15 protein-coding genes are annotated in these 14,966 nt (G+C 63.0%); 9 read left to right on the top strand and 6 right to left on the bottom strand.

What is annotated here, in order from left to right:
* The first annotated feature begins 8 nt into the window (after window positions 1-8).
* Window positions 9-659 carry a Qnr family pentapeptide repeat protein gene (locus tag Aeroheme_RS01045; RefSeq protein ID WP_234677768.1) on the top strand — a complete coding sequence of 217 codons (651 nt, stop codon included), beginning with the start codon at window positions 9-11 and terminating at the stop codon, window positions 657-659.
* 279 nt (window positions 660-938) lie between these two features.
* Here the strand turns inward: Aeroheme_RS01045 and Aeroheme_RS01050 are convergent, their stop codons facing one another.
* Entirely contained in the window at window positions 939-2,342 is a 1,404-nt protein-coding gene (locus Aeroheme_RS01050; protein WP_411166550.1) for a peptidoglycan DD-metalloendopeptidase family protein, read from the bottom strand.
* Window positions 2,343-2,351: 9 nt separating this feature from the next.
* Window positions 2,352-3,881 carry a 2,3-bisphosphoglycerate-independent phosphoglycerate mutase gene (gene gpmM / locus Aeroheme_RS01055; RefSeq protein WP_368170282.1) on the bottom strand — a complete coding sequence of 510 codons (1,530 nt, stop codon included), beginning with the start codon at window positions 3,879-3,881 and terminating at the stop codon, window positions 2,352-2,354.
* A 337-nt stretch (window positions 3,882-4,218) separates the two neighbouring features.
* Here gpmM and Aeroheme_RS01060 point away from each other — a divergent pair, with 337 nt between their 5' ends.
* Genes Aeroheme_RS01060 through gpsA form a run of 3 tightly spaced genes read left to right on the top strand, consistent with a single transcriptional unit; the run spans window position 4,219 to window position 6,175 of the window.
* Window positions 4,219-4,650, top strand: a complete 432-nt coding sequence (locus Aeroheme_RS01060; protein WP_411166551.1) for a rhodanese-like domain-containing protein — start codon at window positions 4,219-4,221, stop codon at window positions 4,648-4,650.
* 47 nt (window positions 4,651-4,697) lie between these two features.
* Window positions 4,698-5,168: a protein-export chaperone SecB gene (gene secB / locus Aeroheme_RS01065; protein ID WP_005328525.1), complete on the top strand. Its 471-nt coding sequence runs from the start codon at window positions 4,698-4,700 to the stop codon at window positions 5,166-5,168.
* A 2-nt stretch (window positions 5,169-5,170) separates the two neighbouring features.
* Window positions 5,171-6,175 carry an NAD(P)H-dependent glycerol-3-phosphate dehydrogenase gene (gpsA, locus tag Aeroheme_RS01070; protein WP_411166552.1) on the top strand — a complete coding sequence of 335 codons (1,005 nt, stop codon included), beginning with the start codon at window positions 5,171-5,173 and terminating at the stop codon, window positions 6,173-6,175.
* Between the two features lie 68 nt (window positions 6,176-6,243).
* Here gpsA and nfuA read toward each other — a convergent pair whose 3' ends face one another.
* Both nfuA and Aeroheme_RS01080 read right to left on the bottom strand, forming a co-directional pair.
* Window positions 6,244-6,822 (bottom strand): Fe-S biogenesis protein NfuA, encoded by a 579-nt coding sequence (gene nfuA, locus Aeroheme_RS01075; RefSeq protein ID WP_043133206.1) that lies wholly within the window; start codon window positions 6,820-6,822, stop codon window positions 6,244-6,246.
* 159 nt (window positions 6,823-6,981) lie between these two features.
* On the bottom strand, window positions 6,982-7,710 hold the full coding sequence (locus tag Aeroheme_RS01080) for a ComF family protein (RefSeq protein WP_411166553.1): 729 nt from the start codon (window positions 7,708-7,710) through the stop codon (window positions 6,982-6,984).
* Window positions 7,711-7,748: 38 nt separating this feature from the next.
* Between Aeroheme_RS01080 and bioH the strand changes: the two genes are divergently transcribed.
* The 3 genes from bioH (at window position 7,749) to Aeroheme_RS01095 (ending at window position 9,581) form a co-directional block, all read left to right on the top strand.
* Entirely contained in the window at window positions 7,749-8,513 is a 765-nt protein-coding gene (gene bioH, locus Aeroheme_RS01085; protein ID WP_411166554.1) for a pimeloyl-ACP methyl ester esterase BioH, read from the top strand.
* Window positions 8,514-8,584: 71 nt separating this feature from the next.
* Complete coding sequence (locus Aeroheme_RS01090; protein ID WP_411166555.1) at window positions 8,585-8,818, top strand: flagellar biosynthesis protein FlgE; 234 nt, start codon at window positions 8,585-8,587, stop codon at window positions 8,816-8,818.
* A gap of 1 nt (window position 8,819) precedes the next feature.
* A complete protein-coding gene (locus Aeroheme_RS01095; protein ID WP_411166556.1) occupies window positions 8,820-9,581 on the top strand; it encodes a putative metalloprotease CJM1_0395 family protein in 762 nt (253 codons plus the stop codon).
* Window positions 9,582-9,657: 76 nt separating this feature from the next.
* Here the strand turns inward: Aeroheme_RS01095 and Aeroheme_RS01100 are convergent, their stop codons facing one another.
* Window positions 9,658-11,970, bottom strand: coding sequence for a Tex family protein (locus Aeroheme_RS01100; protein WP_411166557.1), 2,313 nt, complete (start codon window positions 11,968-11,970; stop codon window positions 9,658-9,660).
* 253 nt (window positions 11,971-12,223) lie between these two features.
* Window positions 12,224-12,697, bottom strand: a complete 474-nt coding sequence (gene greB, locus Aeroheme_RS01105; RefSeq protein WP_025325381.1) for a transcription elongation factor GreB — start codon at window positions 12,695-12,697, stop codon at window positions 12,224-12,226.
* A gap of 225 nt (window positions 12,698-12,922) precedes the next feature.
* On the opposite strand from greB, the gene ompR reads away from it, so the two are divergent.
* Together ompR and envZ are read left to right on the top strand one after the other, a co-directional pair.
* Window positions 12,923-13,642: a two-component system response regulator OmpR gene (ompR, locus tag Aeroheme_RS01110; RefSeq protein WP_111911588.1), complete on the top strand. Its 720-nt coding sequence runs from the start codon at window positions 12,923-12,925 to the stop codon at window positions 13,640-13,642.
* The gene (gene envZ, locus Aeroheme_RS01115) at window positions 13,639-14,949 is read left to right on the top strand and encodes a two-component system sensor histidine kinase EnvZ (protein WP_411166558.1); all 1,311 of its coding nucleotides are present in this window, start codon (window positions 13,639-13,641) and stop codon (window positions 14,947-14,949) included. Before ompR ends, envZ begins: the two co-directional genes overlap by 4 nt.
* The last annotated feature ends 17 nt before the right edge of the window (window positions 14,950-14,966 follow it).

The raw sequence follows: 14,966 nt of genomic DNA on the forward strand, positions 1-14,966 counted from the left end.
GGCTGGGGATGATCAAGGGCAAGTGTTTCGAGGGGAAGAGGTTCGAGCAGCAGGAGGTGGAGGGGGAGCAGTTCTCGGAGTGCCGCTTTATCGACTGCAACTTCTCCTGGCTGGATCTGAGCGATAGCCGCTTCGTCGATTGCAGCTTCTACGATCGGGAGAGTGAGCGGGGCTGCCTGTTGCAAGGCTGCGACCTGCGGGAGGCGAGCTTTCTGCGCTGCGATCTCACCCTGGCGGATTGCAGCCGCAGCCAGTGTCTGGGGCTGGAGATGCGCGACTGTCAGGCGGTCGGCATCAACTTCGGCCACGCCAGCTTCGCCAACCAGATCACCGCCAAGAGCTACTTCTGCGAGGCCCATCTTACGGGAAACAACTTCAGCTACGCCAACTTCGACGGCTGCCTGCTGGAGAAGTGCGAGCTCGGCGGCAACCGCTGGCAGGGGGCCAGCCTGCTGGGGGCCTCGCTAGCGGGATCCGATCTCAGCGGCTCCGAGTTTGGGCAAATCGACTGGACCAGCTTCAACCTGCAGGGCTGCGATCTGCGCCAGTGCGATCTGCCCGGGCTGGATCTGCGCCGGGTCAACCTGGACGGCGTGCAGATAAACGAGGAGCAGCAGCAGACCCTGCTGGAGCAGATAGGCCTGGTCGTCTTCCCCTGAGACGGGGAAAACGATGTAAGTTTTCACCAACCAGGACGGGCGGTGCGGCTCTTCCCCCGCAAAGCAAAAAGCCTGCGTGATGCAGGCTTTTTGCTGGGGGAGTTGTGAGGGTATGCCGCCGTTCGCTCCCTTCTCCCCTCGCGGGAGAAGGGCTGGAGATGAGGGGGCGCTGGCAACGCTCGGACCCTAGCGTATGGCCAGTTGTCGGGCCCCGCCAAGGGTGGGCTTTGCATCTGGCCAGCTGTCGTGGGCCGGGTTGAGGGCCTCGCCAAGGTGGGCTCAGCGTCTGGCCAGCCACTTGGTCGGGTTGATGGCTTCGCCCTGGTAGCGGATCTCGAAGTAGAGGCCGGGTCTGTCCTGGCCGCCGCTGTCGCCGACCAGGGCCACGGGTTCACCCTGCTCCACGCTCTGGCCCACCTGACGCAGCAGCGACTGATTGTGACCGTAGAGGCTCATATAGCCGCGGCCGTGGTCTATCACCAGCAGCATGCCGAAGCCGTCCAGCCAGTCCGCATAGACCACCTGGCCCGGCGCCACCGCCTTGACCTGGGTACCCTCGCTTGCGCCTATCAGGGTGCCCTTCCACTTGAGCTCGGCGGTGCGCGGCGAACCGTAGGAGATGAGGATGGGCCCCTGTACCGGCCAGCGCAGGCTGCCGTTGGTGCTGAGGCCGTTGTAGCCGCCACTGGCCTTGGTGGTGCTGCTGCGCGCGGCGGCTTGTTGCTTCGCCACCCGGTTCTGCTGTTCGGTGACCCTCTGCTGCTCGGCGGCGAGCCGTTGTTGTTCGCCCGCCTTCTGCTGCTGGGTCGCGATCCGCTGTTGCTCCGCAATCCGCTTCTGCTCGGCGGCCAGGCGCTGGGCCTCCAGGCGGCGCTGGCGCTCCTGCTCGGCCTTGATCTTGGCGAGGCGCTCCCGCTCGGCCCGCTCGCGGCGTTCCTTCTCTTCCTGCTGGCGACGCAACTCTTCCAGCCTGGCCTTCAGGGCCTTCTCAGCCTTGACCAGCTTGGTGAGCTTCTGTTCGTCGTTTTGCACCGACTGCTGCAACTGGTTGCGCACCTTGGCACGGCTCTGCTGGCTGGCCAGCAGGCTCTGGTGATGCTGCTGCTGTTCACTCAGCAGTGTCTGCAGCCTGGTCTCGGTCTCTTTGGTGGCCAGCTGGTTTTTCGCCAGCTTGTTGCGGGTGGCGCGCAGGGCGTCTATGGCCTCGATGCGAGCCTTGTTGAGATAGTCGTAGTAATCGAGAGAGCGGCTCAGCTTGGCCGGATCCTGCTGATTGAGCAGCAGTTTGAGGTAGTCGTGGTTGCCCGCCTGGAAGGCGCTTTCCGCCTGCTTGGCCAGCAACTGTTTCTGGTGTTTGGCTTGTTGTTCCAGCGCCAGCTTGTCCTGCTGCAGGTCGGCCAGCTTCTGCTGGTTCTGCTTCAGTTGCAGCCGGGTCTGATCCAGCTTGGCGGCGGCGGCCGAGATGGCCTGCTCGTCAGCCTTGAGCTGGGTGTTGAGCTTGGCAAGCTCCTGCTTGCTGAGCTTGAGGGTCTTCTGCTGTTCCTTGATCTCGGACTGCATGGCCCCCAGCTGCTGGTTCGCAGCCTGGGCCGTGCCGGCGCCGCCGACCAGGCAAAAAAACAGCGCGCCGGCCAACAGGCCGACGCGACTGGTTTTCTGTGAAATAACTTCGCATCCCCGCATGGGGCAGGATTATTTCAGAATCATCAGGGGCTTGCCAGTCATTTCCGGCGGCACAGGCAGACCCATAAGGGTCAGCATGGTCGGGGCCAGATCGGACAGTTTGCCACCTTCAGCAACCTCGGCTTTGCGACCGAAATAGATGAGGGGAACCGGCAGATTGGTGTGGGCGGTGTGGGCCTGACCAGTCTCTTCGTCCAGCATCTTCTCGGCGTTGCCGTGGTCGGCGGTGATCAGGCACTCGCCACCCACTTCCGCCAGGGCCTCGGTGACGCGACCTATGCAGTGGTCAACGGCTTCGCAGGCCTTGACGGCCGCATCGAACACGCCGGTGTGGCCAACCATGTCGCCGTTCGGGTAGTTGCAGATGATGACGTCGTACTTGCCGCTCTTGATGGCGCCGACCAGCTTGTCGGTCAGCTCTTCGGAGCTCATTTCCGGCTGCAGGTCATAGGTGGCCACTTTCGGGCTGGCGACGATCTCGCGGTCTTCACCGGTAAAGCAATCTTCTTCGCCACCGTTGAAGAAGAAGGTGACGTGAGCGTACTTCTCGGTCTCGGAGATGCGCAGCTGGGTCTTGCCCTGCTTGGCCAGCCACTCGCCCAGGGTGTTGACCAGGGCAGTGGGCGGGTAGGCGCAGGCGGTTTTGATGTCGGCCGCGTACTCGGTCAGCATCACGAAGTTCAGCGCCGGGGTGGCGGCACGGGCGAAGCCGGTGAAGTCGCTGTCGACGAAGGCGCGGGTGATCTCGCGGGCACGGTCGGCACGGAAGTTCATGAAGATCAGCGCATCGCCGTCGATCATAGGGGCAGCGTCGCCGATGCGGGTGGCCTTGACGAACTCGTCGTTCTCCTCACGGGCATAGGCGGCAGCCAGGGCGTCGGTGGCGTTGTCGGCGGTGAACTCGCCCTTGCCCTGGGTCATCAGGTCATAGGCTTGCTGCACGCGATCCCAGCGGTTGTCACGGTCCATGGCGAAGTAACGGCCGATCATGGAGGCGAAACGACCCTTGCCCAGGCGGGCGAACAAGGCGTCGAACTGCTCGATGGAGGACTGGGCGGAGCGCGGCGGCACGTCGCGGCCATCCAGGAAGGCGTGGAAGTAGATCTTCTCGGCGCCACGCTTGGCGGCCATCTCGATCATGCCCATGATGTGCTCTTCGTGGCTGTGCACGCCACCCGGGGACATCAGACCCATGATGTGCACGGCCTTGCCCTTGGTCACGGCAGCGTCAACAGCCTTGCCCAGCTCGACGTTCTGGAAGAAGTCGCCGTCCTGGATGTCTTTGGAGATGCGGGTCAGCTCCTGATAGACGATGCGACCGGCGCCTATGTTGACGTGGCCCACTTCGGAGTTGCCCATCTGGCCGTCCGGCAGACCCACATCCAGGCCGGAGCCGGAGATCAGGGTGCTGGTGTAGTCACGGGCCAGGCGGTCCAGGTTCGGGGTCTTGGCGGCGGCAACGGCGTTGTGCTCTTGCTTGGTGCTGTAGCCCCAACCGTCCATGATGACCAGAACCAAAGGTTTCTTAGCTGTTGACATAAGACTATGTCCTCTCGGATAGGAATGAATTGCGGGAAGTGAAACTAGCGTAATATTACTACATCTGCCGAAATAGTCACCTGATAGCCAAGTCCCTCTTCCACCTCTGTTTTTACCTGTTATCCGGCTGTATTTGGCATGTTGCCGGCTTGTCTTTGTGCACGGTTCTCCCCCTGGCGCCACTCCCCCGAAGCGGGTGGCTGCCCCGTCCCCAAGCCGGTTTGGGGGCGGGCAATCCCTGATGGGAGCTTGCTCTCGCTTTGCCGCCAAGATGGCTGATCTTATCAAGGGCCCCATGTATACTCGGGCCCTTGTCTTGGTCCCTGGATAGTAGAAGATGCAAGAGTATTTGGATTTTGCGGCCCGCAACCCGCTGCTGGCAGCAGCCTGGTTCGGCCTGGCAGGCACCCTGGTGTACACCACTGTGCGTGCTCGTTTTTCTCCGGTGAAGGCGGTGAACAATCACGGTGCCACCCTGCTGATCAACCGTGAAAATGCCACCGTGGTGGACATTCGCAGTCAGGATGAGTTTGCCAAGGGTCATCTGGCCGGCGCCCATCACCTGCCCCTCACCCAGATCCAGGCGAACAATCTGGGAGCGGTTGAAAAGCACAAAGATGCCCCCATCATAGTGGTGTGCGAGTCGGGGATGACCGCTGGTGGCGCGGGTCGCCAACTGAGCAAAGCCGGTTTCAAACAGGTATATGTGCTCAGCGGTGGCATGGCCCAATGGCGTGCAGATAATCTGCCGGTGACCAAAAAACGCTGATTTAAGGGCCTGCGCCCACTCATTGTCTTAAAAAGGAATCAAACGAAATGGCTGACGAAATCAACAACCAGGAAGTGCAACCGGAATTCCACATCCAGCGTGTCTACACCAAGGATGTCTCCTTCGAAGCCCCCAATACTCCGCACATCTTCCAGAAAGAGTGGCAGCCGGACGTCAAGCTGGACATGGACACCAAGACCAATGTCCTGGCTGACGGCGTGTACGAGGTCGTGCTGACCCTGACCGTGACCTGCAAGCTGGAAACCGAGACCGCCTTCCTGTGTGAAGTGCAGCAGGCCGGTATCTTCACCATCGGCAACCTGCCGGAGCCACAGCTGGCACACTGCCTGGCCGCCTTCTGCCCGAACATCCTGTTCCCCTATGCCCGCGAAGCCGTGGCCAACCTGGTGAGCAAGGGTTCCTTCCCGCAGCTGAACCTGGCACCGGTCAACTTCGACGCCCTGTTTGCCCAGCACATGGCACAGGTTCAGGCCCAGCAGGCGACTGCGGAAGCCTGATAATGGCCGACCAGATCGCAATCTCGGTCTTGGGGGCGGGGTCTTATGGCTCCTCCCTTGCCATTTCTCTGGCGCGCAACGGCCATCCGACCCTGCTGTGGGGTCACGATCCCGCCCATGTCGCCGAGCTGGAACAAGATCGCTGCAACAAGGCGTTTTTGCCTGATGTCCCTTTCCCCGCCGATCTGCAGCTGACTGCCGATCTGCAAGCGGCGGTGCAGGCTGCTCCCGTGTTGCTGCTGGTGGTGCCGAGCCATGTGTTCGGTCAGGTGCTGGCCCGAATCAAACCCTTCCTGCGCCCGGATACCCGTATCGCCTGGGCCACCAAGGGGCTGGAGCCGGACAGCGGCCGCCTGCTGCAGGACGTGGCCCGTGACGTGCTGGGGGAAACTATCCCGCTGGCGGTGATCTCCGGTCCGACTTTCGCGAGAGAGCTGGCCGCCGGCCTGCCGACCGCCATCTCTGTGGCGTCGACCCACGACGACTTCGCCGACGATCTCTCGCAACTGCTGCACTGCGGCCGCTCGTTCCGGGTCTATACCAATCCGGACTTCATCGGTCTGCAGCTGGGCGGTGCGGTCAAGAACGTCATCGCCATCGGCGCCGGTCTCTCCGACGGGCTGGGTTTTGGCGCCAACGCCAGAACCGCGCTCATCACCCGGGGCCTGGTAGAGATGCAGCGCCTCGGTGCCGCATTGGGTGCTGATGCCAAGACCTTCATGGGAATGGCAGGGCTCGGGGATCTGGTGCTGACCTGTACCGACAACCAGTCCCGCAACCGTCGCTTCGGTCTGGCTCTCGGGGCCGGCAAGTCGGTGGAAACCGCCATGACCGAGATCGGTCAGGTGGTGGAAGGCTATCGCAACACCAAGGAGGTGCATCTGCTGGCGGCCCGTTGTGGCGTCGAGATGCCCATCTGCGAGCAGATCTTCAAGGTGCTGTACGAAGGCAAGAACCCGAAAGAGGCGGCCATCGCCCTGCTGTCGCGAGACAAGAAGGACGAGTAATCTGCCCGCCGCAGAATGCAAAAGGCCCCGCCAGCTGGCGGGGCCTTTTCTTTGCCGTAAAGGACAAATCAATAGTAGGAGTGATCGCCACGCTGGTGCTCGGTGGCATCTTTCACGCCGTTGAGCTCGCCCGGGAATTTCTCCAGCAGCTGCTTCTCGATCCCCTCTTTCAGGGTGTAATCCACCTGTGAACAGCCGTTGCAACCACCACCGAACTGCAAAATCGCCAGCTTGTCGTCGGTGATGTCAATCAAGGTCACCTTGCCGCCGTGACCGGCCAGCATGGGGTTCACCTCTGACATCAGCACGTATTCGATGCGATCGGCCAGGGGGGCATCGTCGGCCACCTTGCGCATCTTGGCGTTGGGCGCCTTGAGGGTGAGCTGGGAGCCCATCTGATCGGTGACGAAGTCGATGGTGGCATCGATCAGATAAGGGGCGCTCAGGGGATCGACCAGACAGTCGAAGCCGCTGAAGGGCAGGTGTTGATCTTCCGGATCGACCGCGTCGGGTGGGCAATAGGATACGCCGCACTCGGCATTCTGGGTTCCCGGATTGACCACAAACACCCGGATGTTGGTGCCATCAGGCTGCTTCTCCAGCAACTTGCGGAAGTGGGCCTGGGCGGTGTCGGAAATGCTGATCATCACTATCCTCATAAACCTGAGTGTACGACTAGGGTATTCATGATAACTCTCTTGGCGGGGCTTGGGTAGCGTGTCGATGGCTACCCTATGTGACCCTGAGCGCAACAAGCGCATGACAAGACGCCAGACCGCTATTTCCTCCTATCCATGCCGCCCCGGCTATTTGATGCGCCTCTGCGTGCGGCAAAGTGCCCACACTTCCACCTTCTCAACGCCACTTTTGCGGAGTAAACGGCTGAGCTGGCCGGCGGTGGCGCCTGTGGTGACCACATCGTCGAGCAGGGCTACGTGACGATAGCTGTGGGGTGCTATCTGAAAGGCGCCGCGCAGGTTGCGCCGCCGCTGGCCGGCACTGAGCCGGGTTTGCTGCGGAGTGGCCCTGATCCTGCGCAGCAGCCGGGTGTCGCAGGGGATGCCGGTGAGCGCGCCAAGGGCCAGTCCAATCTCTTCCGCCTGATTGAAGCCGCGCCACCACTGGCGCCACCAGTGCAGGGGGACCGGAATGATGGCCTCGGGGGGATCGTCTCCCTCCAGATGGTCGGCCAGCAGGCGGGCGAGCAGCGGCGCCAGCAGGATCTGGCCCGAGTATTTCAGCCGGGGAATGAGCAGGGAGTAGGGGAGCTGATAGTCGCCTATTACCTGCAGTCGCTCCCAGGGCGGCGGCCTGCGCTGGCAGCGTCCGCACAGCAGCTCGTTTCCTGCATGGTGCTCTGGCAAGGGGGCCGCGCACAGCCTGCATTTGCGGCAAGGCTGGAGCAGGGAGTGCTGACACCAACTGCACAACAGAGGCTGGTCATCACAGGGCTGGCGACAGAGCAGGCAGAGGCCGAGCCAGTCGGACCGGCTGCCGAGGATCGGACTTGCTTTGGCGAACAGCCGCTTTAACATGCAGGCTCCAAGCAGATGAACAGGGATCTTGAGTCTAGATGAGCGTATCGGTTGAGCGGTTTGGCCAGGGTCAGGACCTGGTGTTGTTGCATGGCTGGGGCCTGAATGGTGCTGTCTGGCACGGCATTGCCCAACAGTTGTCGGCCCACTATCGGTTGCACCTGGTGGACTTGCCCGGGTTTGGCAACAGCTCCCTTGGCGAGGGGTGTGACTACTCCTTGCCCTGGCTGGCGGAGCAGGTCGCCACAGTCCTGCCGGAAAAATGCCATCTGCTCGGCTGGTCCCTCGGTGGTCTGGTGGCGAGCCAACTGGCCCTGACCCGGCCCGAGCGCCTTCACTCCCTCATCACGGTCGCCAGCTCCCCCTGCTTCATGGCCCGTGAAGACTGGCCCGGCATAGCCCCCAAGGTGTTGGCGGGGTTCAATCAGATGCTGGCTGGGGACTTCATGCAGACCATAGAGCGCTTCCTGGCGATCCAGGCCATGGGCAGCGAGCATGCCAGAAACGACATTCGCCAGTTGCGTCACTGGCTGGCGGAGCGTCCGGCCCCCCAGCTTGCCGCGCTGGAGGCGGGTCTCGGCCTGCTGGCCGACGTGGATCTGCGGGATGCGCTGGTCGGCCTGGATCTGCCCTGGCTGCGCATCTATGGCAGGCTGGATTCCCTGGTACCTAAGGCGGCCATACCGCTGCTGGACGAGCGCTATCCTGCGAGTCGCAGCCTGGTGCTGGAGAAGGCCTCCCACGCCCCCTTCATCTCCCATCCAGAGCCTTTTATTACCCTGTTGCGACAGTTCATTGGCTGATCCTTGAGCGACATGCTTCAATAACGCCTCTAGGTGGTGGATAATCAGCCAACCATGAAAGGAGTGAGCCGATGCGTATCGATTCTGCCATGACCACGGGCGTACAGGGATTCCAGCGGGCCGAGCAACTGGCCGGTCAGGCATCCGGGCAGCTCGCCCGCTTCAACACCCCGGCGGGCGACCAGGTACAGGTGACGGACGAGCTGGTCAATCTCAAGGTGGCCGAGCTGCATGCCGGCGCCTCTGCCAAGGTGATCCAGACCGCCAGCGACATGTTGGGCACCCTGATAGACATCAAGGTGTGAGATGAACATCAGCGTCAGTCTGCCGTCCTTTATCCCCAATCAGCTGCAACCGCAGACTGAATCGGCGCAGACTGACAACCGTCGTGCTGAGCTGGTGCCTCCCGCACGCCAGGGTGAGGCCTCCGCCGCCGAGTCCGGTGTCGCCTCCCAGAAAGACAAGGCCAGAGCCGCCCAGGCCAATCCCAATCCGCCCGCCGCTTCGACCCGGGATAATGCGCAGGCCAGCCCGACGCCCCCGTCCCATCGCTTCGTCGAGGCCACGGGGGAGGAGAGCCAGCGCCGGCAGCAGCAGGATCCCGAACAGCAGGAGCAACAGAGGCAGCAGCGCCAGCTGGCCGCGTTTGCTGAGCGGGATCTCGAGGTACGCAAGCATGAACAGGCGCACCAGATGGCAGGCGGCGAGCATGCGGGCAGCCCCAGCTACCAGTTTTCCCATGGGCCGGATGGCAAGCGTTATGCCACCGGGGGTGAGGTGGCCATCGACATCGGCGCCATCCCGGGCGATCCGGCTGCCACTCTCGCCAAGATGCAGCAGGTGCGTGCCGCCGCCCTGGCACCGGCAGAGCCCTCGTCACAGGATCTGAGCGTGGCCCGCGCCGCCACCGTCAAAGAGGCCCAGGCTCGCAAGGAGTTGATGGAGGTCAAGGGCGCTTCAATCGGGCCGCTCGGCGCCTACATGGAGAGGCGCAATCAGGTGATAGCCCAGCACTACCAGCAGGCCGTCAGGCCCGCCCCTCGTCAGACCTTCAGCCAGGACATCTGAGCGAGCCAGGGCTGGCGCAGGCGTTTCGAACAGATGTAAAAAAGCCCCTCGCGGGGCTTTTGTTATTTCAGGGCAATCACTTCTTCATCTTGGAGAGGGCGGCGGCGAAGGCGTTGCCCATGGCGCCACCGGCAGGGGTGCCCTGCTTCGGCTCCTGCCTGGGTCTGGCGTTGCCTGCACCCGATGGGCGGGATTCCGCCGGCTTGCGGGCGGGTTGTCCCGCTTTCTCGTCGAGGCGCATGGTCAGGCTGATGCGCTTGCGCGGTACATCCACCTCCAGCACCTTGACCCGCACTATGTCCCCCGCCTTGACCACCTCGCGGGGATCCTTGACGAAACGATCGGTCAGGGAGGAGATGTGCACCAGCCCGTCCTGATGGACGCCGATGTCGACGAAGGCGCCGAAATTGGTGACGTTGGTGACCACACCTTCCAGCACCATCTCGGGCACCAGGTCGCTTATCTTCTCCACCCCGTCCCTGAAGGTGGCGGTCTTGAACTCGGGGCGCGGATCCCGGCCCGGCTTGTCCAGCTCGCCTATGATGTCGGTGACTGTGGGCACGCCGAATTGCTCGTCCGTGTAGTCGGCCGGTTTCAGGCTGCGCAGCAAGCTGCTGTTGCCGAGCAGGCTGTCGACTGTCTGTTCAAGTTGGGCGAGGATCCGCTCCACCACCGGATAGGACTCCGGGTGCACCGCCGAGCCGTCCAGCGGATTGTTGCCGCCACGAATGCGCAGGAAGCCGGCACACTGCTCGAACGCCTTGGGCCCGAGTCGGCTCACCTTCAGCAGTTGCTGGCGGCTCTTGAAGGCGCCGTGCTCATCCCGATAGGCGACTATGTTCTGGGCCAGGGTCTGGGAGAGGCCGGAAACCCGGTTGAGCAGGGCGACCGAAGCGGTATTCACATCCACACCGACCGCGTTCACGCAATCCTCGACCACGGCATCCAGCCGGCGGGCCAGCTGGCTCTGGCCGACGTCGTGCTGGTACTGGCCCACGCCTATGCTCTTGGGGTCGATCTTGACCAGCTCGGCCAGGGGATCCTGCAGGCGGCGGGCGATGGAGACGGCGCCACGGATGGAGACGTCGAGATCCGGGAACTCCTGGGAGGCGAGCTCGGAGGCGGAGTAGACCGTGGCGCCTGCCTCGCTCACCACTATCTTCTGCGCCTTGGCGGCGGGGTAGCGCTCGAACAGATCGCTCACCAGGCGGTCGGTCTCCCGGGAGGCGGTGCCGTTGCCTATGCTGATGAGCTCGACCTTGTGCTTCTGGCACAGCTCGCTCAGGGTCTTGAGGCTCTGGTCAATCTGGCGCTTGGGTTCGAACGGGTAGATGGTGGCGTGATCGACCAGCTTGCCGGTGGCATCCACCACGGCTACCTTGACCCCGGTGCGGATGCCGGGATCCAGCCCCATGGTGCAGCGCATGCCGGCCGGCGCTGCCATCAGCAGATCCTTGAGGTTCATGGCGAACACCTTGATCGCCTCGTCCTCTGCCGATTCGCGGATGCGGCCGATAAGCTCGGTTTCCATCTGCAGGGAGAGCTTGATCTTCCAGGTCCAGCTCACCACCCCCTGCAGCCACTTGTCGGCCGGACGGCTCTGCAGATTGAGTTTGAGGTGATGGGCGATGATCCCTTCGCAGGGGCTGGCACTCTCATCGTCACCGGTGACCAGCGCCAGGTTGAGGATCCCCTCGTTGCGCCCGCGCAGCATGGCCAGCACCCGGTGGGAGGGGGCCTTGTGCAGCGGTTCGTCATGTTCGAAGTAGTCCTTGAACTTGGCCCCTTCCTGCTCCTTGCCGGCCACCACGCGGGCACGCAGGGTGGCGTTGTGCCACAGGTAGTCACGCAGCTTCTCCAGCAGGTCGGCCTGCTCGGCGAAGCGCTCCATCAGGATGTAACGGGCGCCGTCGAGGGCGGCCTTGCTGTCGTTTATTCCCTGCTCGGCATTGAGGAAGCGGGCTGCCGCTTGCTCGGGATCCTTCATGGGATCGGTGAGCAACAGGTTGGCCAGCGGCTCCAGCCCAGCTTCGATGGCCATCTGCCCCTTGGTGCGACGCTTGGGCTTGTAGGGGAGGTAGAGATCTTCGAGCCGGGTCTTGCTGTCGGCACCGTTCAGCTCGCGCGCCAGCTCGGGGGTCAGCTTGCCCTGTTCCTCGATGGAGCGAAGGATCACCTGGCGGCGATCCTCCAGTTCACGCAGATAGCCGAGGCGGCTCTCCAGGGTACGCAGCTGACTGTCGTCCAGACCGCCGGTCACCTCCTTGCGATAACGGGCGATAAAGGGAACGGTCGAGCCTTCATCCAGCAGGCGCACGGCGGCCTGCACCTGTTCCGGGCGGGCATTCAGCTCACCGGCAATCTGTCTCTCAATTACATGGCTGTGCATCTGGGGTCTCTGTGGTCGGGTCCTGTCTAACTGGCCAGCACGGGGCTATGTCGCCGTACAGGGGGTCTGTCCTAGCGGTACTCAAGGTACCAGCCAAGCCACTGCCGCGCGGGCCGGTTGGCGCCGCAAGGCGCCGGGTGTGAGCACTATATGAGGTCGACGCTGGGGATGCCACCCCGGGCAAGGGTGCCAGCCTGACCCCGCAGGGGCAGGTGGTCACCGGGGCGGGTGGGCCCGCGCTCTCCCGGCAGGGTCACTTGGGGTAGCTGATGTCGTTGACATACCAGCAGGCGTCACCCACTGGCGTGCGCACTATTGCCTCGTCGCCGACCTCTTTCTTGAGCAGGGCGCGGGCCATGGGGGAGTCGATGGAGATGTAATCCTTGCGACCGAAGATCTCGTCATAGCCGACGATGCGAAAGCGCTTGGTCTCTCCCTCTTCACTCTCCACCTCGACCCAGGCGCCGAAGAACACCTTGCCCTCCTGGGAGGGGGAGTAATCGACTATGGTCAGCTCTTCTAGGCACTTGCGCAGGTAGCGAACCCGGCGGTCTATCTCCCGCAACCGCTTCTTGTTGTACTGGTAGTCGGCGTTCTCGCTGCGATCCCCGAGGCTCGCCGCCCAGGCCACCTTCTTGGTGACCTCGGGTCTCTCCTCGCGCCACAGGGTGTCGTGCTCCTGCCGGAGCTGGTTGTAGCCTTCACGGGTGATGAGTTTGGTTTTCATGGGCTTATCAGTCCCTGCTGCCTGCATGGTGGGTTGCATCGTCTTGCTCGGGATCTTAGCCATTGGCGTCCGAGTGTCGAGCAGAAATGCATGACAAGAGCTCCGTTCGGCGTCGTTCCATCTCTGCTTTCCCCCGGCCAAGGGTAATAACCGGTAACATATTTATGCTTTGTGGTTGCCAGAGCGGGCCCTAGTATTGGGAGGAGACAGAGAGGAGAGGCGGCAATGAGTCAGCAATACAAGGTCCTGGTGGTCGACGATGACCTGAAACTACGCTCCCTGCTGGAGCGTTACCTCACCGAACAGGGATTTGTGGTGCGGGGCGTTGCCAATGGAGAGCAGGCTGATCGCCTGCTGACCCGCGAGAACTTCAGTCTGATGGTGCTCGACCTGATGCTGCCGGGGGAGGACGGACTCTCCATCTGCCGCCGCCTGCGAGAGGCGGGCAACCAGATCCCGGTGCTGATGCTCACCGCCAAGGGGGACGAAGTGGATCGCATCGTCGGTCTGGAGATGGGGGCGGATGACTATCTGCCCAAGCCGTTCAACCCCCGTGAGTTGCTGGCCCGGATCCGCGCCGTGTTGCGCCGCCATACCGTCGAGCTGCCCGGCGCACCATCCACCGCCGAGAAGATGGTGAGCTTTGGCGCCTATCAACTCAATCTGGCGACCCGCGAGCTGAGCCGCGACGGGGACCCGGTCGCCCTGACCAGCGGCGAGTTTGCCGTCCTCAAGGTATTGGTGAGCCACCCTCGCGAGCCGCTCTCCCGGGACAAGCTGATGAACCTGGCCCGGGGCCGGGAATACACAGCCACAGAGCGCAGCATAGATGTGCAGGTCTCCCGTCTGCGCCGCCTGCTGGAGCAGGACCCGGCCCAGCCCCGTTACCTGCAGACGGTGTGGGGCCTGGGCTATGTCTTCGTGCCGGACGGTGACGGGGAATGAAAAAAGTGGGCAGCATGTTCTCCCGCATGCTCTGGTTCCTGGCCGCCGTGCTGGTGGTCTATCAAGTGGTCTCCTACGCCACTTTCTACAACTATCTGCTGGCGCCCACCGTCAAGCAGATCAGCCACCTGCTGGCCAATCAGGTCAAGCTCATCTTCCCTGCCGACAGCAACCAGCTGGCGCTGAGCGAGGATGCCGAGGCGCTGGTCTATGTGACCACCGGCAGCGACATCTACACCCAGAGCGAGGCGGAGCAACACGGACTCAAGGAGTCCAAGCCCTACCCCTATCTGGAGGAGAACATCAGCCGTGAGCTGAAGGGGGAAACCAGGGTCAGGGTCGAGATCCAGGACCACTACATCATCTGGATCCAGCCGCCCCAGGCCAGCCAGATGTGGGTGCGCATCCCCCTGACCGAGATAGAGGATGACGACATCGAGCCTCTCATTATCTATATGAGCGTGCTGCTGGTGGTGACCCTGTTTGCGGCCTGGCGCTTTGCCCGCCAGCTGGTGCGGCCGCTGGAAGATCTGGAGGCGGGGGCTGTGGCCGTGGCGCGTGGCCGCTTCCCCGATGCCCTGGGGGAGCACGGCTCGCGGGAGGTACGTCGCCTGACCCGCACCTTCAACCACATGTCGCACTCCATCAAGGGCCTCATCGAAGAGCGTAACCTGATGATGGCCGGGGTCTCCCACGATCTGCGCACGCCCCTGACCCGCATCCGGCTGGCGACCGAGATGATGTCCTCCGGGGATGAGTACCTCAAGGAGAGCATCAATGCGGACATCGACGAGTCCAACGGCATCATAGATCAGTTCATCGACTACATACGCCCGAACGAGGGGCTGGATGCCCATCCGATCGACCTGACCCAGCTCATCCACGATGCGCTGCTGATGCAGACCGATCAGGGGCTGGAAGTGGAGCTGCTCCTGCCGGAGCAGGCGGTGCGAGTGGCCTGCCATCCCATCAGCATCCGCCGCATCCTCAACAATCTGTCGGGTAATGCGCTGCGCTACGGCGCGACCCGGCTGCAGGCCGAGCTGAAGGACGATGGCCACTGGGTCAGGTTGCGGCTATCCGACAATGGCCCCGGGATAGCGGAGCAGGACTACTCCCGGGTGCTCAAGCCCTTTACCCAGGGTAATCTGGCGCGCACCGGCGGTGGCAGTGGCCTGGGGCTGGCCATAGTCGCCAAGATAGTGTCCCAGCACCACGGCACCATCAAGCTGGGCCGCTCTGATCTGGGGGGCTTGCTGGTGGAGATCCGGCTACCCAAGCATCAGCCGCTGGAGTGGATGGATTGAACGAAGGGCGTTCTGCA

Origin of the sequence: Aeromonas sp. DSM 116730, assembly GCF_046581335.1 — a bacterium.
GTDB lineage: Bacteria > Pseudomonadota > Gammaproteobacteria > Enterobacterales > Aeromonadaceae > Aeromonas > Aeromonas rivipollensis.